Annotated in this window: 19 protein-coding genes; 8 read left to right on the top strand and 11 right to left on the bottom strand. The window is 68.5% G+C overall.

Translation table 11 applies throughout. The features are described 5' to 3' along the window. The first annotated feature begins 54 nt into the window (after window positions 1-54). Window positions 55-510: a hypothetical protein gene (locus ACFWVD_RS08055; protein ID WP_379241282.1), complete on the top strand. Its 456-nt coding sequence runs from the start codon at window positions 55-57 to the stop codon at window positions 508-510. On the opposite strand, the gene ACFWVD_RS08060 is transcribed toward ACFWVD_RS08055, so the two are convergent. Then, on the bottom strand, window positions 507-2,798 hold the full coding sequence (locus ACFWVD_RS08060; protein ID WP_379241283.1) for a helicase-associated domain-containing protein: 2,292 nt from the start codon (window positions 2,796-2,798) through the stop codon (window positions 507-509). The two genes, ACFWVD_RS08055 and ACFWVD_RS08060, sit on opposite strands and share 4 nt — an antisense overlap. A 62-nt stretch (window positions 2,799-2,860) precedes the next feature. Between ACFWVD_RS08060 and ACFWVD_RS08065 the strand changes: the two genes are divergently transcribed. After that, window positions 2,861-3,052 (top strand): hypothetical protein, encoded by a 192-nt coding sequence (locus ACFWVD_RS08065; RefSeq protein WP_357364320.1) that lies wholly within the window; start codon window positions 2,861-2,863, stop codon window positions 3,050-3,052. 66 nt (window positions 3,053-3,118) lie between these two features. Here the strand turns inward: ACFWVD_RS08065 and ACFWVD_RS08070 are convergent, their stop codons facing one another. Further along, window positions 3,119-3,730, bottom strand: a complete 612-nt coding sequence (locus ACFWVD_RS08070) for a transglycosylase family protein (RefSeq protein WP_379241284.1) — start codon at window positions 3,728-3,730, stop codon at window positions 3,119-3,121. 372 nt (window positions 3,731-4,102) lie between these two features. Next, the gene (locus tag ACFWVD_RS08075; protein WP_379241285.1) at window positions 4,103-4,339 is read right to left on the bottom strand and encodes a hypothetical protein; all 237 of its coding nucleotides are present in this window, start codon (window positions 4,337-4,339) and stop codon (window positions 4,103-4,105) included. Between the two features lie 162 nt (window positions 4,340-4,501). Between ACFWVD_RS08075 and ACFWVD_RS08080 the strand changes: the two genes are divergently transcribed. Then, window positions 4,502-4,927: a cold-shock protein gene (locus ACFWVD_RS08080; RefSeq protein WP_379241555.1), complete on the top strand. Its 426-nt coding sequence runs from the start codon at window positions 4,502-4,504 to the stop codon at window positions 4,925-4,927. 57 nt (window positions 4,928-4,984) lie between these two features. Here ACFWVD_RS08080 and ACFWVD_RS08085 read toward each other — a convergent pair whose 3' ends face one another. The 3 genes from ACFWVD_RS08085 to ACFWVD_RS08095 form a co-directional block, all read right to left on the bottom strand. After that, window positions 4,985-5,515 carry a DUF2771 domain-containing protein gene (locus ACFWVD_RS08085; protein ID WP_379241286.1) on the bottom strand — a complete coding sequence of 177 codons (531 nt, stop codon included), beginning with the start codon at window positions 5,513-5,515 and terminating at the stop codon, window positions 4,985-4,987. Beyond that, window positions 5,509-7,182 carry an MFS transporter gene (locus ACFWVD_RS08090; protein ID WP_379241556.1) on the bottom strand — a complete coding sequence of 558 codons (1,674 nt, stop codon included), beginning with the start codon at window positions 7,180-7,182 and terminating at the stop codon, window positions 5,509-5,511. The genes ACFWVD_RS08085 and ACFWVD_RS08090 overlap by 7 nt, the downstream gene beginning before the upstream one ends. Before the next feature lie 236 nt (window positions 7,183-7,418). Next, window positions 7,419-8,195, bottom strand: coding sequence for a glutaminyl-peptide cyclotransferase (locus ACFWVD_RS08095; RefSeq protein ID WP_379241287.1), 777 nt, complete (start codon window positions 8,193-8,195; stop codon window positions 7,419-7,421). A 17-nt stretch (window positions 8,196-8,212) separates the two neighbouring features. Between ACFWVD_RS08095 and ACFWVD_RS08100 the strand changes: the two genes are divergently transcribed. Both ACFWVD_RS08100 and ACFWVD_RS08105 read left to right on the top strand, forming a co-directional pair. After that, window positions 8,213-9,574: a DUF3027 domain-containing protein gene (locus tag ACFWVD_RS08100; RefSeq protein WP_379241288.1), complete on the top strand. Its 1,362-nt coding sequence runs from the start codon at window positions 8,213-8,215 to the stop codon at window positions 9,572-9,574. Next, complete coding sequence (locus ACFWVD_RS08105) at window positions 9,571-12,912, top strand: sacsin N-terminal ATP-binding-like domain-containing protein (RefSeq protein ID WP_379241557.1); 3,342 nt, start codon at window positions 9,571-9,573, stop codon at window positions 12,910-12,912. Before ACFWVD_RS08100 ends, ACFWVD_RS08105 begins: the two co-directional genes overlap by 4 nt. Here the strand turns inward: ACFWVD_RS08105 and ACFWVD_RS08110 are convergent. After that, window positions 12,909-13,535, bottom strand: coding sequence for a TetR/AcrR family transcriptional regulator (locus tag ACFWVD_RS08110; protein ID WP_379241289.1), 627 nt, complete (start codon window positions 13,533-13,535; stop codon window positions 12,909-12,911). The genes ACFWVD_RS08105 and ACFWVD_RS08110 overlap by 4 nt on opposite strands. Before the next feature lie 102 nt (window positions 13,536-13,637). Continuing rightward, entirely contained in the window at window positions 13,638-13,898 is a 261-nt protein-coding gene (locus tag ACFWVD_RS08115) for a DUF2530 domain-containing protein (RefSeq protein ID WP_379241290.1), read from the bottom strand. 62 nt (window positions 13,899-13,960) lie between these two features. Between ACFWVD_RS08115 and ACFWVD_RS08120 the strand changes: the two genes are divergently transcribed. Further along, window positions 13,961-14,398, top strand: coding sequence for a MarR family winged helix-turn-helix transcriptional regulator (locus ACFWVD_RS08120; RefSeq protein WP_379241291.1), 438 nt, complete (start codon window positions 13,961-13,963; stop codon window positions 14,396-14,398). A 16-nt stretch (window positions 14,399-14,414) separates the two neighbouring features. Here the strand turns inward: ACFWVD_RS08120 and ACFWVD_RS08125 are convergent, their stop codons facing one another. After that, window positions 14,415-14,807 carry a YccF domain-containing protein gene (locus ACFWVD_RS08125; protein WP_379241292.1) on the bottom strand — a complete coding sequence of 131 codons (393 nt, stop codon included), beginning with the start codon at window positions 14,805-14,807 and terminating at the stop codon, window positions 14,415-14,417. A 25-nt stretch (window positions 14,808-14,832) separates the two neighbouring features. Between ACFWVD_RS08125 and ACFWVD_RS08130 the strand changes: the two genes are divergently transcribed. Both ACFWVD_RS08130 and ACFWVD_RS08135 read left to right on the top strand, forming a co-directional pair. Further along, a complete protein-coding gene (locus ACFWVD_RS08130; RefSeq protein ID WP_379241293.1) occupies window positions 14,833-15,636 on the top strand; it encodes a TrmH family RNA methyltransferase in 804 nt (267 codons plus the stop codon). After that, window positions 15,633-15,932: a DUF2537 domain-containing protein gene (locus ACFWVD_RS08135; RefSeq protein ID WP_379241294.1), complete on the top strand. Its 300-nt coding sequence runs from the start codon at window positions 15,633-15,635 to the stop codon at window positions 15,930-15,932. The genes ACFWVD_RS08130 and ACFWVD_RS08135 overlap by 4 nt, the downstream gene beginning before the upstream one ends. A 3-nt stretch (window positions 15,933-15,935) precedes the next feature. Here ACFWVD_RS08135 and ACFWVD_RS08140 read toward each other — a convergent pair whose 3' ends face one another. Both ACFWVD_RS08140 and sepH read right to left on the bottom strand, forming a co-directional pair. Then, complete coding sequence (locus ACFWVD_RS08140; RefSeq protein ID WP_379241295.1) at window positions 15,936-16,652, bottom strand: DUF6928 family protein; 717 nt, start codon at window positions 16,650-16,652, stop codon at window positions 15,936-15,938. Window positions 16,653-16,660: 8 nt separating this feature from the next. Continuing rightward, window positions 16,661-17,683: a septation protein SepH gene (gene sepH, locus ACFWVD_RS08145; RefSeq protein WP_379241296.1), complete on the bottom strand. Its 1,023-nt coding sequence runs from the start codon at window positions 17,681-17,683 to the stop codon at window positions 16,661-16,663. Between the last annotated feature and the right edge of the window lie 67 nt (window positions 17,684-17,750).

Below are 17,750 nucleotides of genomic sequence, written 5' to 3' on the forward strand. Positions count from 1 at the left end.
TTTTCAGTGAATTTCTCGGCAAAGCGACTGTCGGCACGGGTTGTCCTCGCACCGATGGCGGCAGTTGCGCTGGTCGGCGCGGTGGTCTCGTGCTCGTCCGACTCCCCGGCGACGGCAACGGCGGCAGTGGCGGCGGGTTCGTGCGTCGAGGTCACCGACAACACCGCCGACGCGATGAAGGCGACCGTGGGCGACTGCTCCTCGGCCACGTCCAGCTACCGCATCGTGAAGGTCGGCGCGGACTGCGCGGCCGACAATGCCGTGTTCACCGGCACCGTCGGCGACGCGAAGAGCGCGCTGTGCCTGGCCCCCAACTTCGCCCAGGGCGCCTGCTACGCGGAGGCGGGCAGGCGTCCCGCCGAGGCCGTGGCGTGTACCGCGCCGGAGGTGTCGTTCAAGGTCATCCAGCGGATCGACGGCGAGACCGACGAAATGCTGTGCGGAACGGACGCGTCGCTGTACCGGACAGTCCCCGACCCGAAGACCACGTTCTGCATGGCCAAGCCCTAATCGAGCAGAGCCACCGACGCGATTCGGTGGAGGGTGAAGTGGCGGGTGGCGCCGGATACCGGGTCGACGGCCTCCAGTTGGCCGTTGCCCACGCGTAGCGGCTCCACCACCCGCTTACTGGCCACCCCCTGCGCGTCGACGTAACCGATGTTCACCGGCCGACCCACTCGCGCGGCCAACTGCAGCAGCGCGAGGGTGGCCGCGGTGCCGGTGCGGGAGCCGTCGGAGCGCACGGACTGGCCGGTGCGCGCGCCCGCGGCTCGTTCGCCCGCGCGCAGTTCGGTGACCAGTTGGGTGAGCTGGTCGTCGTTGGGCGGGGTGGGGCGGTAGGGCTTGCGGGCCAGCGGGCGCACGGAGATCCTGGCGCCGCGCGGTCGCAGGTCCACGATCGTGCCGCCGGAATCCTCGCCCGCGGGGGCGAAGCCTGCCTTGCGCAGCTGGTCGAGCATTTCGGAGAGCGGAGCCAGCGCGATCGCGACGGTGGGGGCGATCGCGCGCAACGCCAGGTCCTCGGCCACGGGGGCGGCCAGGACCTGTGCGAGCAGGGCGGGGTCGTCGCTGCGCAGGAACGACTGGGCCATGCCGACGCGGAGTTGGCCGTGTCTGCGGGCCACGTCGTCGATGAGGTAGGTCAGCGACTGCGGGACGGGGGTGCGGGAGTGGGTGGCGAACAGGGCGTGCAGTTCGGCGGCGGTGTTGCCCGCGTCCAGCGCGCGTCGCACGGTGGCGTCGGTGACCCGGTAAACCGTTGCGGCACCGGCTGATTCGACGTTGGCGACCATGGCGATCTTGCTCTGCAGTTCCGGCACGAGCGGACCGGGTGCGATCACTGTCAGATCCGCTTGTACCAGCACGTGATCGACCGGCTTCGGCAGTGCCGCAGCCATTTCCGATTCCGCGTCGGCGACGGAGCCGTGCAGGAGAGCGCGGGCGGCGGAGTCGAGCGCGCCGCGACCGAGCAGGCCGACGACGGCAGCTTCGGACAAAGTCGCGGTGACGGCGTCGAGTCGAAAGTGCCTGCGGCGACGCGGCATTCGCCACGCCAGAAGTTTGCCGATATCGCCGGGAGTCAGTGCCGTGCCGGTCGGATACTCCGCCAGCAGGCCGAGAATCGCCTGCCGGTCGCGCACCGCGTGCGGCACCCGCAACTCTGCCGACAGGGCCGCGATGGGCTTGTCGGCGGTATCGCGCAGCCCGATCATCCACGGCATCCGGTCCAGTTCCAGCCAGGCCTGCGCCAGCGTCACCCAGCGCGTGGCGGGCGAGGCGTCCAGCCAGGCGTCGGCGGCGGGCGTCGGTGCCCAGAAGTCGTCGGTGGAGTCCAGGTCGGGAGTTGGTTCGGGCAGGCCCTTTTCGACCAGTTTCGCCGCGGCGAGCAGTTCCAGCAGCAGGCCGGTGCGCTGTTCGTCGATGCTGGTCTGCTTGGCGAGCCTGCGCAGTTCACGCACGCCGAGTCCGCCCGCGCGCAGGGCCGGGGCGGGCGCCTTGCCGAGGGCTTCGATCAGGTCGGTGGCGTCGCGCAGCAGTTCGCCCACTTCGCCCGCGCCGACCGCATTCACTTCCGCCGCAGCGTTTTTGGTGAGAACCGGCTTGGGCGGGGCCAAGGCGTGCGGGTCGGTGACGGGTTCGCCGCGCAACATCTGACCGACCGTGACCGGCAGTTCCACGGTCTCGTCGTCGATCCAGTGCAGCAGCCGCGCGGCCAGCAGACGCGGCACCGGGCGCTGCGGGTCGGTGCCCGGCGCGGCATCGCGGGTGCGACCTCGGGGACCGGTGGCGGCGAGTTTGTCCAGCAGCGCGCGTTCGGGCGGGCTCGCCTTGGCCAGCGCGGTGGCCGCCTCCGGTTCGGTGAGCGCGTCGGGCAGCGCTGTCGTCGCGCCCAGCGGCCAGGGAAGGGCCTCTGCGGCACTGGGTGTCAGGTCGAGAGCGTCGCCGACCGGCCAGACCAGCGCGCGGTCGAGCAGGCGGGTCAGCGCGGCGTTGAACGCGGTCTTGGTGACCCGATCCTTGAGCTGCGCGTGCAGGGTGACGCGGGTGAGCTGGTCGACTTCGGTGCCCAACGTGCGAGCGTCCTCATTGGCGGTGAGCGCCTCGATGATCGCGAACTCGAGCGTGTCCAGATCGTCGGCCGCGCGCAACACCGACGCGCGCTGCTGAGCCCGCACCGCGAGCACCGACATCGACGCGGGCAGCGGCACCGCCAGGTCGGGCCGCAACTGCAGCAATTTCACCAGCTGGGCATCGGTGCGCGCACCGAGCCAATCGGCGAGAGAGTCTGTCGCGATCACCGATCGAGCCTACAGTTCTCGGGGCTAGCGGCAGCCACGCACGTATATGCCAGAATGATCGCGTGGTGAACAAATCGAAGAAACCCTACGTCGACAACGGCTGGCCCGCGGTGGCCGACGGCGAACATGCCGTGACCGAATTGTCGTCGACCCGCGCCGGTAATCTCTCGCCGTTCGGTGAGGACACCGAGTTTCCCGTCCCGGCAGCCTCGCTGCCGTATGTGCACCCCCAGACGACCATCAACCGGGTGTAATTCCGACGAGAAAGACAAGAGCCCGCATCCTCGAAAGGATGCGGGCTCTTTTATGTCCGGAAGCGATCAGGAGGGCAGCAGACCCTTGTTCGCCTGGAAGAAGTCGATCACGGCCGGGTCCAGCGGAGCACCCTTGGCCGAGTTGACGAAGTCGAGAGCCTGCTGCGGCACGGCGATGCCCTGCTGCTGCACGACGGTGAGGGCGCGGTCCACGGCCGAGAACACTTCGGCACTCGGATCGGCCTGAACCTGCGGGATGTGGACCTCGGGGACCCAGCTGGGGGTCGAAGGGGCGACGCGATCGGTGGGTCCGCTGCTCAGTCCCAACTTGGACGAGCAAGACGGCCATGCGCCCCAACCCTGGGAAGCGAGAACCTTTTCGGCGACCACGATCTGCTGTTCGCGGCTGGCCTGGTTGGCGGAGGCGGCGTATTCGCCACCGCCGTGCGCGGCCCAGGTGGAGGGCGAGAACTGCAGCCCACCCTGGTAACCGTTGCCGGTGTTGATGCCCCAGTTGCCGCCGGCTTCACACTGTGCGAGGCGATCCCAGTCGGAGTCGGGGGCAGCGCTTGCGTTTCCTGCGAGGGCTGCGGCTGCGGTGCCGAAGATCGCGCCGGTGACGGCGACCTTGGCCGCGGTGCGCCCGGTGGAAGTCGGCTTGCGGTGGCGTCCACTCATATCGGGTTTCTTCCTCTCGTTCGCACCTGCATGTGGCCCGGACTGAGAGGCATCCCGGTCCGCCCTCACCCCTTGTTTCCAATCGGGGTCCGGTACCCGCGGGGTGAGGTTCGGTGCGGCGGGCCGGTGGTTCGGGGGTTACCCCGACTGAGTGAAACGGTACGACTGTCGGCGGCGAATGTCACTATTTGGTAACCGGCGGGTCGCAGCGGGTCTCGGGGTCGTCTCAGGGTGATCCCTGATGTGTCAGCGCAGGTAGTTGCCGTGGCGAATGTGCGCAACGGCTGTGCGCTCACTTCGTGACCGCTCCGTTATGTGACCAGGATCACATGTTTAGCGGGATGACGTTGCGCGCGATATTCGGTTGATGCGTCAACGTGCCCGGCGGCCCGACCACAGCGCGAAAATCAGCGACAGCAGGAACCCGAGCGGCGCCAGCATCGCCAGTCCGTACAGCCACAGTCCCGGCTTGCCGTCGGACACGATCGGCGTCACGAAGATCGCGATCACCGCCACCAGGCCGATCCCGAACAGGGCCAGGGCCACGTGCAGGAGGCGATCGCCGGAGCGGCGTGGTCCGGGTGCGGCCGGTTCCTCAGAGTTCGTCACCGGTGCACCGTAAAACTGGTGTGCTCGGGTAATAGGCACCGGGGTAGACTCTGAGCACATCGCGTCCCGCCTTGTTGGGGGGCGCGTTCTTTCGCGATTGAGCAAAATTGTGTAACCCGGGCCACAAGGGCGCGGGTGCCGAATGATGAACGGGTGAGCGCAGTGCCGACCGGCCGGGTGAAGTGGTACGACGTCGAGAAGGGCTTCGGCTTCCTGTCTCAGGACGAGGGCGAGGACGTCTATGTCCGTTCGTCCGCGCTACCCGAGGGTGTCGAGGGACTCAAGCCCGGACAGCGTGTCGAATTCGGCATGGCCGCGGGTCGCCGTGGTCCGCAGGCGCTGAGCGTGACGGTGCTCGAGGCACCGCCCACCGTGGTTCGCGACCGCGACCGTGGCACCCCGCCCGCCCGCAAGGACGCCGGGCCGCGCAAGACCCCCGACGAGCTGCACGGGCTGGTCGAGGACATGATCACGCTGCTCGAGAGCACGGTCCAGCCGGATCTGCGCCGGGGCAAGTACCCCGATCGCAAGATGTCGCAGCGGATCTCCGAGGTTGTTCGAGCGGTGGCTCGCGAACTCGATCACTGAGCAACTAAAGAAAATCGGCCCCGAACGAATTCGCTTCGTTCGGGGCCGATTTCGTGTCTAGGGAGCCTGGTCGAGTTCCGGCGTCACGATCGACCAGGCCGCATGCGGGATATAGGACTCGCGCCCGGTGGCGATATCGCGAGCCAGGATCGGCAGCTGGACCTCGATGCCGATCAGGCGCAGTTCCGGTTCCGGCTTCGATTCGATGGTCAGCGCCCGGGAATTCGCGGGGTAGTCGGCGAAGCTGAGCACCTTGTCCAACTGTTCGCCGTTGGGACGCTGGTAGATCAACTGGATCAGCCACGGCGATTCGGCGACCTCCGACGGCAGCGACAGTTGCACCGGATAGCCCGAGACGACCTCCAGCGGCACGGTCTCGCCGTACTGGCAGTCCTCCATGCGCACCGAGCAGTACATGAACGGGTCGACCGTGACGGTCTTGCCGTTCGCGTACGCGGTGAGCTGCGGGCTGTGCGCGGGCGCCTTGGCCACCGCGATGGCGACCCACCCCGCGGTCACCACGACAACAGCCAACAACGCGGCCGCCACCAGCGCGACGATTGTTCGGGTGTCGATCTTGCTCACCACGTGGGGTCTCCTGTCCCTCTCGGATGGGTGTTGGGCACTTCCTGCTCCACGTGCTGGGGGCGATTGCCGCCCAGACCCGGCAGCAGCGAGTGCCCGGTATAGCTGACGAACGTTTGCAGCAGCCCGACGAGCAGGATCACGCTGATCAACGCGAAACCCTTCCAGTAGTCGGTGGGCATCAGCACACCGGCCGCCCCGCCCACGACCCAGCTCAGTTGCAGCACGGTCTCCGAACGCCCGAACCCGGATGCGATCGACTCCGGGGGCAGATCGTCCTGGATGGCGGCGTCCAACGACACCTTCGCCAGCGCACTGGCCGCCGAGGCCACCAGCGCCGCCACCACCGCACCGAACAGGTTTCCGGTGAACGCGGCGAACAGTGCGACCGCCGCGCACGCACCGGTGCAGCCCAGCACCACCGGCGACGGTCGGCCCAGTTGCAGTCGGGCGCCGGTGGCGTTGCCGCCGAAATTGCCCAGCGCCGCCGCCGCACCGACCACGCCCAGCATCGCCGCCTGTTCGGTGGGACTGCCGCCGGAACCCTTGGCCACGAAGGCGATATAGAAGGTGAGAAAGCCGGTGAGCACGCGGATGGAACTGTTGCCCCACAGCCCGGTGACCACGGCTCGGCCCAGCGGCTGCCGCCGTTTCCGGGCGGGGATCGACGATTGCATGCCGCGTTCGATGATCTCGGTGTTGGCGTCGGGGCCGTGATAGGTCAGCGTCGCGGGGACCTCGCCCTCGGTCACCTCGACCCAGCGCGGAATGCGCAGACTCAGATACGCGCCCGCGATCGCGATGCCGGTGGCGAAGATCAGCGCACCGGTGGAATCGGCGATCAGGGCCGCCAGCGCCGCCAGCGCACCCGCGCCGATCGTGCCGCCGACCAGACCGAACACGGTCAACCGGGAGTTGGTGCGGACCAGGTCGATGTCGGGTGGCAGCACGCGCGGGGTCACCGCGCTCTTGAGGACGGCGAAGGATTTCGAGCCGACCATCATGCACAACGCCAGCGGATACAGACCCCAGGTGTCGATGTTGAAGATCAACAGGACAGCGAAACCCGCGCGCAGGGCGAAGGTGGTGGCCAGCGCGAGCCTGCGACCGCGTTGCAGTCGGTCCAGCAGCGGACCGATCAGCGGGGCGATCAGCGCGAACGGGGCGATGGTGATCAGCAGATACAGGGCCACCTTGGTTTTGGACTCGGCGGTGGCGCTGGCGAAGAACAGGGTGTTGGCCAGCGACACCGCGATCGCGGCGTCCAGCGCGAAGTTCGCCATGGTGGCGTAGGTGAGCGCGGTCAGGCCGGACTGGTCGGCACCGTCGGCCTTGGCGGCCCGCTGGAAGGTGGCGATGCCGCGCTCGGTGAGTTCGCGGCTTCGCATGGCGGCCACTCGGGTGACGGTGAGTTTGCGGGGCACGCGCTGGTTGACCGGGTCGTCGGCGGCCTCGTCGCGAGGAAACGCGCGGGTGCCGTCGGGGCCGGTGTCGACCGTAGGTTCCTCGCGAGGAGGGCTGCCCGGATGTTCCTCGCGAGGAGGGCCGGCCCGATGTTCCTCGCGAGGAGGTTCGGGCCGTGCTTGCTCCTGCGCACGCGGGAACTGCTGTTGACCCGCGTGCGGGACGGGAGTGGTCGGGGCGTCGACGGGGTCGTGGCGGCGGAACATGCTTTTCGACCGGACCGTCGGCGGCTCGGTGGGCAGCGGCCGTTCGGGCCGGGGGAAGACCTTGCGCGGTGCGCGCGGCGGGTACTGCCCGTAACCGGGGTGCGGGTCGGCGGCGGTACCGTCCCGGCGACCACGGTCGGGACCGGATGGTTCGCGGGGCGTAGTCACAGGTCCAATTCTGTCGCACTCCCGCTGTGGATGTTCACTCGCGGCGCGGCAATGTCGGACACACCGGGTCAATCACCCACGAACCGGACTTCGAACATGCGCGGCCAGTACTTTCCGGTGAGCAGGAACCGGTCGGTGCCCGGCAGGTGCGCGATGCCGTTGAGTACGTCGGTGCCCTTCCGCTCGTCGGGGGTGAGCAGACCGCTCGCGTCGATCACGGCCAGCACCGCGCCGGTCTGTGGATCGATGTGCAGTATTTCGTCGGTCGGGAAATTGTTGGCGTAGATCGTCCCGTCCTCGGCGCAATCCAACTCGTTCGGCTTCGCACCCTTGAAGCCCGACAGTTCCACCGAACCGATCTGCGCGAAGGTGACCCGATCGCGGAAGGTGAGCGTGCCGGTCCCGTCGCTCATCACCAACCGGTGTGGTTGTGCGCACAGTCCCCACCCCTCGCCCGCGTAGTCGGCGCGACCGGTTTCGGCCAGGGTGATCGGGTCGCGCGCGATCGCGAAACCGTCCTGCCAGGTCAGCTGCCACACGATCGAACCCGCCCTGGTCATGCCCTCGCCGAACAGTCGACCCGGCAGCGCGACCCGTGCGGTCTCGGCGCCCGTGCGCTGGTCGAAGGCCCGCGCGGTCGACACGCCCCACATGCCGGTGCTCTCGTAGCGCACCCCGTCGACCACTTCCAGACCCTGGGTGAAGGCCCGCGGATCGTGCGGTGACGAGCCGATCACCTCCACCCGCAAGCGCGGCGGACCGGCGTCTTCGGGGCCGCTACAAGCCCCCGCGCCGAGCACACTGACCAGCACTGCGACGGCCAACGAACTGCGATTGCACTTCATACGGCAAAATGTATGCCGTGAGCGCAGTATCTGTTTCGGAGTCCGGCATGCGTGGAGTTCTGGCCGACGCGGCCGAGGTCGCACGTCGTGCGCTCGTCGCGCTCGAACCCGACGGGGTAGGCGTCCATCTGGGGGTGACCGTCGAGGACGACACCGCGGCCACCCACCGGTTCGAGGCGACCCTGCCCGGCTACCGCGGCTGGCAGTGGGCCGTGGTCGTGGCCGCGCCCCCCGGCGCCGACTACGCCACCGTCAGCGAGTCGGCGCTGCTGCCTGCCATCGGCGCCCTGATCGCCCCCGACTTCATCCCGTGGGACCAGCGCGTGCGCCCCGGCGACCTCGGCCCCGGCGACCTGCTCGCCACCCCCGCCGACGACCCGCGCCTTGTCCCCGGCTACATCGCCACCGGCGACCCCGTCATCGACGACGTAGCCCGCGAGGTCGGCCTCGGCCGCGTCCAGGTACTCAGCGTCGAAGGCCGCGCCGACGCCGCCCAACGCTGGTTCGCCGAATTCGGCCCCGACACCGAAATGGCCAAGGCCGCCCCGTCCACCTGCGGCATGTGCGGTTTCTACCTGCCACTGGCAGGCGCCCTGCGCGAATCGTTCGGCGTGTGCGGCAACGCGATGGGCGCCGACGGGCACGTGGTCAACATCGCCTACGGGTGCGGTGCGCACTCCGATGTGATCGCGCCCAGTGGGAACGGTTCGCCGTTGTACGAGGCGTTCGATGACCATGCGGTGGATTTCGTCGAGATCGTGCGGCCGGCGGTCGAGGACGCGACCGCCGCTGATCCGGCTGAGGCCGTTGATGCGGGCGAGGATGCGATCACCGCCGACGAGGCGATCGCCGCTGATCCTGAGACGGTGGTCGTGGAGGTTGTCGGTGAGACTGCCGACCCTGCTGTCGAGGTCGTGGAGGTTGCGGCCGGAACGACCGCCGCCGACCCCGTCATCGAGACCGCTGATGTCGTGGCTGAGCAACGTGCTGCCGCCGACTCTGTCATCGAGACCGCTGACGCTGCGGCTGAGCAAGGTGCCGCTGACGCGTTGACCGAGGTCGGCGAGGTTGCGGCCGAGCAGGCCGGCGACCGGCAGGAGACCGCAGAGGCCGAAGCCGTCGCCGCGGTGGAGGCTGAGCGGGCCGCGCTTGCGGAGGGCGCGAAGCCGGAGTCGGCCGACGAGGTCGTGACGGCGGAGGTCGCCGCTGATGTGGCCAGCGTGTCGGTCGCCGACGGTCCGGAGGCGAATGTCACCGAGGCGAGTGTCGATGCGCCTTTGAATGGTGAGGGCATCGCGACGGTCACGGCCGAACCTGGCTCGGAAGACGAAGGCGCACAGGCTGATTCGATGGAGCACGGATCGTCGGTGTCGCGCTGAACGGTGCGGGGGATCCGTTCGGCACGGCGGATCTGCGGGCCGGAGTTCTTGCCGCGTGGCGGGATTCGCCCACGCGGCTGCGTGAGGACAGTGCCAGTGAGGCCGATCTGGTGGCCGCGGGCTACCGGGATCGGCTGCTCACCGAGCTCGCGCAGAACGCCGCCGACGCCGCCGCGAAGGCCGGTGTCGCGGGTGAGCTGACCGTGCGGGTGGTCGACGGACGCCTGCATGTCGCCAATACCGGTGCGCCACTGACTGTTTCCGGCGTGCACGCGCTCACCGCCCTGCGCGCGTCCGGAAAAACCGACACCGCCCAGGTCGGCCGCTTCGGCGTCGGCTTCACCGCGGTGCGATCGGTGGGCGACGAGATCGAAGTCCGCTCCACCACCGGATCCCTGCGCTTCTCCCGCGCGGCAACCCTGCAGGCCCTGCACGAAACCGGCATCGTCATCCCCGACGACCTGTCCGAGATCGCACCCCCCGTCCTACGCCTCGCGTGGCCCGTCCCCACCACCCCCGTGGCGGGCACCGACACCGAAATCGTCATCCACCTGCGCGCCGACATCGACGCTGAGGCCCTCCTCGACGCCATGCGCGCCGAAGCCCCAGACCTCCTGCTGGAACTGCCTGCCCTACAGCGCATCCGAATCGGCGACGATGTATTCACCAGCGCGGTAACCATTCTGGCCCCAGCTCCTCCGGCCAAGGCGAACTCCGCCAACCCTGGCGCCGAGACTGGTGCTGGCGCTGACTCCGCCAACCTTTGCACCGACGCTGACTCCGCCAACGTTGGCGCCGACGCTGACTCCGCCAACTTTGACGTCGACGCCGCTGCCGACGCCGCTGCCGCTGCCGACGCCGCTGCCGACGTAGGGGCCCTCAGCCAGCTGGTCATCACCCTCCCGTCCGGCGCACGCCGAACCTGGTGGCAGTACCGGACTTCACGAGCCCGCTGGCTGCTCCCACTGCGACAGGGCCGACCCACCACCGCCGCCCCGGACGTCCTACGCGCCCCCACTCGCTCCGACGAGGAACTGTCCCTGCCCGCGATCCTGATCGCCGACATCCCCATGCAACCCGACCGCCGCCGCCTCCTGCCCGGCGCGCGCGTCAGCGAATTGGCAACGGGCTACGCGGATTTCGCCCGCGCCCTCCCGCCCCGCGACCGCCTGGTCCTGGTCCCCACCCCCGGCTTCGCCCGCAGCGAGGCCGACGCCCTCCTCCGCGAAGCCCTCATCACCGAACTCCGCGCCAACCCTTGGCTCCCGATCTGCGCCACCCGCACCACCGAACCGGCACCCCAGTGGGACCCGATGGAACCTGCACCGCACGACGGTGGGGTTCTCGGCACGACCGGCGCACCGGCGTCGCGCGACGGCGAGGTTTTCGCCTCGACCGACGAGTCGGAAGCACCCGACAGCGCCGCCGCCGCGGATCCCTTCGCCCCCGGTGAATCCCCACAGGCCACCAAGATCCCAGACCTCATGGACTTGTTCGCCGCCGCTGACGAATCCGAATCGGCCGGAAGCGCCGGTTCGCGCTCTACGCTCGAACCGTCCTCGAGCAGCGACCCGTTCGCCTCGGGCAGCGACTCCTTCGCGTCGGAGGGCGGCAGCTTCGCATCCGACGGCGATCCCTTCGCCTCGGATGGCGCACTCTCCTACGACCCATCCGACGCCAACGCGCCGTGCACTACCCCGACTCGCGCCAGCGTATTCCCCGACCTCACACCAGACTTGGCCGAAATCCTGGCCGACATCACCGGCCCCCTGGTGATCCCAGAACTGTCCGGCCGCGCCGCCCAGGACAAACTCTCAGTCCTCGACGTCCACCGCCTCGGCCCGGCCGCTGTAGCCGACCTCTCGAGTGGCCTGAACCGCGAACCCCGCTGGTGGCGAAGGTTTTACACCGCCCTCGAACCCTTCGTCGTCGACAACAGAACAGCCGAGGAGTTCGGCGCACTGGCAGTCCCACTGGCAGACGGCCGCCTGGTCAGCGGCCCACGCACAGTGGTCCTCGACGACCAACTCACCGTCGCAGTCTCCGTTCACTGGGCCCGCCTGGCCCACCCGGACGCCACCCACCCCCTCCTGGCCCGCCTGGGCGCCCGCAGCGCCAGCGCCGACGACCTACTCACCGACCCCGCCCTACGCGACCTGCTCGAGCAAGATCCGGCAGACGCCGACACCGTCGCCGCGGTACTGCAGCTGACCCCCTTCGCCTCCGTCGATTCGCTACCGGATTGGCTGGGCCTGCTCGAATTACCCGACAGCACAGGCGAACTACGCCCAGCCGACGAGCTACTCCTGCCCGGCGCCCCCCTCGCCGCCATCCTGGCCGACGACGCACCCTTCACCACCATCGCCGACACCACCGTCGCCGAGTTCGGCGAACAAGCCCTGCGCGCGATCGGCGTCGGCTGGGGTTTCGCCGTAGTCCACGACCCGGAACCCATCGGCCCCGACCACGACCTCGACGACGAACAGTCCTGGTGGAACACCCTGTCCGAGGACCCCCGCGAACTCACCGCGGTACGCGACCTCGACCTGGTCGACGAAGACCGCTGGCCGGAAGCCCTGCGCCACTTGCTGTCCGAGCCGCGCACCCGAGCCCTGCTCACCGACCGCAACAGCTACACCACCTGGTGGCTGCACCACCACGCCCACATCGACGGCATCCAACTGGGCAGACTCCGCCACCCCGACGACACCGAATTCGCAGGCCTACTCACAGCTTTCGCGGTACCGGGCATCGACGGAAAAGACCTCGACGCCCTGCGCCCCGCCCTGGTCCGCGCAGAGGTGATGTCAGCCGGTCTGGCCGAAGAACTCCTCGACGCACTGGCCGACCCCTCGAAAACCCCTGCGCCAGAAGTCATCGCCCGCACCAACGCCCGCCTGGCCGCCGCCGTGGCGACCGGCGCCTTGGACCCCCGCGAACTGGACCTGCCCGATCAGGTCCGCTCCCTGTCCGGCGCCGTCGTAGACGCGAGCACCGCGATGGTCCTCGACCAACCCTGCTTCGGCCTGGTCGTCCCCCCGGAAAGACTGGTCGTCGGCGACATCGACAACGCCGAAGCACTGGCCACCCTGCTCGACCTCCCACTGGTCTCGGAGCAGGTCAGCGCCGAGGTGCTGGGCACCGGCCGCCGAAGCACTTGGGCCGCAGAACCTTTGGGTGTCGTCCTACGTCAACTGTGGTCACCCCCGGACACCACCGGCGACCTCGTCCTGCACGAAACCCTGGAAGTGCACCTTCGCGGCGCGATCACCGGCACCGTGCGCGTCCCCTGGTGGCGCGAAGGCGACGACACCCACATCCAGGTCCCGCGAACCTAACTCGCGTGCGCGGTGATCATCTCGGCGAGCAGATCGAGCTGCACCTGCACCGATTCGCTGTCGTCATCGACCAACCAGCGCAGCACGATCCCGTCGATCACATTGAGAATGAACCGGCTCAGCGCCGTCACCGGGGTGTTCCACTGGGTCTGCGTCGCCTCGCGGCAATGGTCGATCACGTCGGCGACGGTGTTGTCGTTGAATCCGTACTGTTCGCGCGCGATCGCCAACTTGGCCGGGGTCGATTCCCCTTCGCGCAGTGCGTAGGTGGTGGTCTCGTAGGTGAGCAGCTGACGTTCGGGGGTGGCTTCGATGTTGCGCCACATCAGTTCCAGGCCGCGCCGCACCAATTTCCGCAGCGCTTCTTTTCCTGTTCCCGCGTCGTCCCATACTGTTTCGTCGGCATCGACGGAATCTCGCAATTCCATCGACAGCGCTTTGACCAGCTCGGTCATCAGCGCGTCCTTGTTTTCGAAACAGTAATGCACCACACCTAGCGACACGCCTGCCGCTTGGGCGACGTCGCGCGTGGTCACGCCCGCCACGCCCTTTTTCTCGGCGAGACCGATGGCTGCCTCGATCAGGTGGGCCCGGCGCTCTTCGACACTCAATCGGGTGGACACTGTGCGAGTTAAGCGCTCGCGCCACGAACAGTCAATTCGCCGTTCCGCCGGAAATCTCTGGACATTTGACCAGTTGGCGACGAATTCGATGTGACCTAAACCCTATTCAGTATCCAGACCCACCTGGGCGCCCTTGTCCCCGCGTCGCGCGGACCGTCGCTGCGCGAGGAAAATCGACGACCCGAGCACCCCGACGACCAACCCCATCAGGCACACCGGGCGAGCATCGGCCCAGCTCACGTTCACCCACACGGCAATCGTCGCGATGGCCCACAGGGCGAAACCGCCGAGCACGACCGGACGCGGGTCGACCAGGATTCGCGGTAGTTGCGGTATCTCGGGACTGACGTGTCCGGCATCCATACCCAAACAGTAGCGGCGTGAAACCCGTCAGCACAGCCGGACTTACCGTAGAGTTCTGCACTGTGACAACGCCATCGGACGTCCGCGCCCTGGCCGGTGACCTTTCACTGGCCGTCGTGCGGCTCACGAGACACCTGCGCGGACGCCGTTCCGATGCGCAGATCTCGCTTACTCAGCTGTCGGCTCTGGCGACGCTGGCTCGTGATGGCGCGATGACGCCCGGCGCGCTGGCAGGCAAGGAACGCGTGCAACCACCGTCGATGACCAGGGTCATCGCCTCGCTGTCGGATCTGGATCTGGTGCAACGCCGCCCGCACCCGACCGACGGCCGCCAGATCATCGTCTCGCTGTCGCCTGCCGGTCGCGCGCTGATCGCCGACGAGACCAACGCTCGCGAAGTGTGGATGACCGGACGCCTGGCCGAACTGCGCCCCGAACAGATCGCGGTGCTCGACGAAGCCGTCGGCATCATGAATCAGATCGTCGCCGAGTCCGAGTGAGCTGAGTCGGAGTAATTCAGCGGGCCTGCTCGGCCGGCACCACCTCGTGGCCCAGCGGGAACAGCGACAGCGGCACCAGCTTGAGATTGGCCCACGCGAAGGGTAGTCCGATGATCGTGATCGCCAACGCGATGCTGGTGAACACGTGGCCCAGCGCCAACCACCAGCCCGCGAAAACGAACCAGATCACATTGCCGACCAGCGAGCCCGCGCCCGCGGTCGGCTTGTCGACCACGGTGCGGCCGAACGGCCACAGCACGTAGCCGGCCAGCCGCAGCGACGCGATGCCGAACGGGATCGTGACGATCAGGATGAAACAGATCACCGCCGCGAGCAGGTACCCCAGGGCCATCCAGAACCCGCACAGCACCACCCACAGGATGTTCAAGATCAACTGGACTAGCTTCATGCCTCCAGCATGCCAGGATTAGTCGGTGGCCGACGTTATCGATATCGACGATCCCGCAGACCCGCGCGTCGACGACTTCCGCGACCTGTCCAATGCCGACCGCAGGCCGGACCTGCCGGGGCGTAAAGGTCTGGTGATCGCCGAGGGTGTGGTGGTCGTGCAGCGGATGCTGGATTCGCGATTCACGCCGAACGCGCTGCTCGGGGTCGGAAAGCGGTACGAGACCCTCGAAGACGACCTCGCCGATCACGATCTGCCGTACTACCGCGCCAGCGCCGAGGTGATGGCGGAGGTGGTCGGGTTCCATCTCAATCGCGGGGTACTCGCCGTCGCACCACGTCCAGCGGACTTGACGGTCGACGAGGTGCTCGACGGCGCGCGCACGGTGGCGGTGCTGGAAGGCGTCAACGACCACGAGAACCTGGGATCGATGTTCCGCAATGCGGCGGGGCTCGGCGCGGACGCGGTGCTGTTCGGGGATCGATGCGCCGATCCGCTGTATCGACGGGCCGTGCGGGTGTCGATGGGGCATGTCCTTCGCGTGCCGTTCGCACAACTACCGCAGTGGCCCGAGAGTCTGGATACATTGCGGGACAAAGGGTTTCAGGTCATCGCGTTGACGCCGAACCCGGCCGCACAGAACCTGGCGACGGCGATGACGGGGGAGAAGGTGGCGTTGCTGTTAGGTGCCGAGGGGCCGGGTCTGACCGAAGAAGCCATGCGCGCCACCGATATTCGCGCGCGGATCCCGATGTCGCCCGGCACCGATTCACTCAATGTCGCGACCGCCGCGGCGATGGCGTTCTACGAACGAGTGCGCACCTCATGAGTCAGGAATGCGAGGGGCCGTATCGGGCGCACTCGGACTCGGTGCCGTGGGCCGCGGGCGGGACGGTGGCGGTGCTGGTCGCGTTGCTGGGCGCGACGGCGGTCTACGCGTTCGGCTGCGCGCTGGCCGCGGTGCATCCGCTGCTGGCGGTCGCGGTGAACGTGGTGGCTGTGGTCGGGGTGGTGCCCACGGCCTGGCGGTGGCGGTTCACACCGGTGGTGCGGTGGGTGCTGGCCGGTGCGTCCGCGGCGGTGGTGCTCGGCTGGATCGCCGCCATCATCTACGTCGTCAGCTGACGGTCACAGCACCCGATCGCTGCCGCGCAACCACCCGAACAGCCCCCGCTTGCGTCGCGTGGCCGCACCCGGACGCCCCGCCTGATTGCGTTCGGGCGCCTGCCCTTTCGGATACAGCGTGAACCCGCAGACCGCCAGGTCACCGGGGGAAAGTCGCCCGGAAGTCAGATAGCCGAAGCCCAACCATTCGTGATTGGCGGCATCGGCGAAGTGCGGCGGATCGAACGGCAGCGAGTGCGGTTCCCGACGTTCCTCGCCGTGCCACGGCACCGGATGCTCGCCCGCCCAGAACGTGCGCTCCCACACCATCGGCAGCCCCTCGTCCTCGAGGATGTCCACCCTGGTGGAACTGAACGACCGCCGGAACTCACCCCGCTCCCAATGCGCGAACGCACCCCAGTGCAGGTTCGCGTCATAGGACACCAGATAGGTGTGCTCGGAAGCCAGCGGCCGCACAAGCAGTTCCGGCAGCTTCGTCGGGTGCACCAGCGCGGCCTCGGCGGTACACACGACGGTCAGTCCGGGATAGCAACCGATGTAGACCTCGTCGCGGTCAGGCGCGGCACAACCGGCGAGAGTCCCGACCATGTGCGGCCGAACATCGTGCTCGCTGTACAACTGCCCGGCGAGTGCCTCCGCCGCAAGCGGATCCGGCTCGAGCCCATCGATCGCGACGGGATCAGCCGTGTCGACGTACCAAAGCGTGGAAGCCGCCGTCACAGCAGTTTCTAATTGCCGGAGCTGCGTACGCCGAGCAGGACGTCTTCCCAGGAGGGCATGGGTGCCTTGCCCCGCTTGGTGCGTGCGGCGGGCTTGGGTGCCGGCTTCTCCGGATCCTCGACAGCAGGCGGTTCCTGGTGCGCCGCAGGCTGACTCGGCGCGGCCGGAACCGGTGCGGCGGGAATCGGCGCAGCGGGCTTGGGTGCGGCAGGCTTGGGTGCGGCCGGGATCGGCGCGGCGGGCGCGGCCGGAATCGGCACCCCGCCACCGGCCGCGACCTGGCGCTGCTCGTAGTACTCGTCCATGGTGGGCGCCGGTCGACTCTGCGGGCGCGCGGCCGGTGCGGCCATCGGCTCGCGCGGACGCGGCTCCACCGGGATCGGCGGTTCGATCACCGGTGCGGCCGCAGCGGGCGTCGGCAGGATGGTGGCCAGCCCGCGCAGTGCCCGGCCGAAGTCGGGATCGATCAGGTCGGTGGCCGGATCGTCGAGCGGGGCGACCGAGCCGCCGTGCGCGTCGGGCTGGTAGCGCCAGTGCGCGGCGATCTCGGAGTGACCGTGCCGCCACTGCAATTGCGCGACCCAGAAACCCTTTTCGTCTTTCCAGGCATCCCATTCAGCCTGTTCGATGGTGTGCCCGCGCTCGGCGAACGACGCAGTGACGATCTCGTGCAGCGTTTCCACCGCAGGACCGTCGGGGCGCACCGGATGCGCCTTCTGCGCCAGTTCCGCGGCGCGAGCGCGCTCGAGCAGAACCGGGTAGGCGAAACGTTCGACTTTGGATTCCGGCATTCCGGACTCCGCGGTGACCTGCTCGACAGACGCTCCAGCACGAATACGGGCCTGAATATCGCGAGGACGCATAGTCGCCTCCGTTTCGATTTCGATCTGGCCGAATCGTGCGAGGTCCCCGCGCGCCGCCGCGCGCAGCTTGTCATCGGCGGGCAGCCGGAACTTGGTGCCGGACTCGGTGTCACTGCACACGATGGCCGTGGAGTCGGGCGTCACCCCGATCACTCGAAGTTCCCGCACCATTACCTCCCGATCGCGTCGGCTCCGTCTGCTAGGACACCGCCCACTTTCCATGACAGTAATGCAC

The organism is Nocardia sp. NPDC058666 (assembly GCF_042714895.1).
In the GTDB taxonomy this organism is placed as follows: domain Bacteria; phylum Actinomycetota; class Actinomycetes; order Mycobacteriales; family Mycobacteriaceae; genus Nocardia.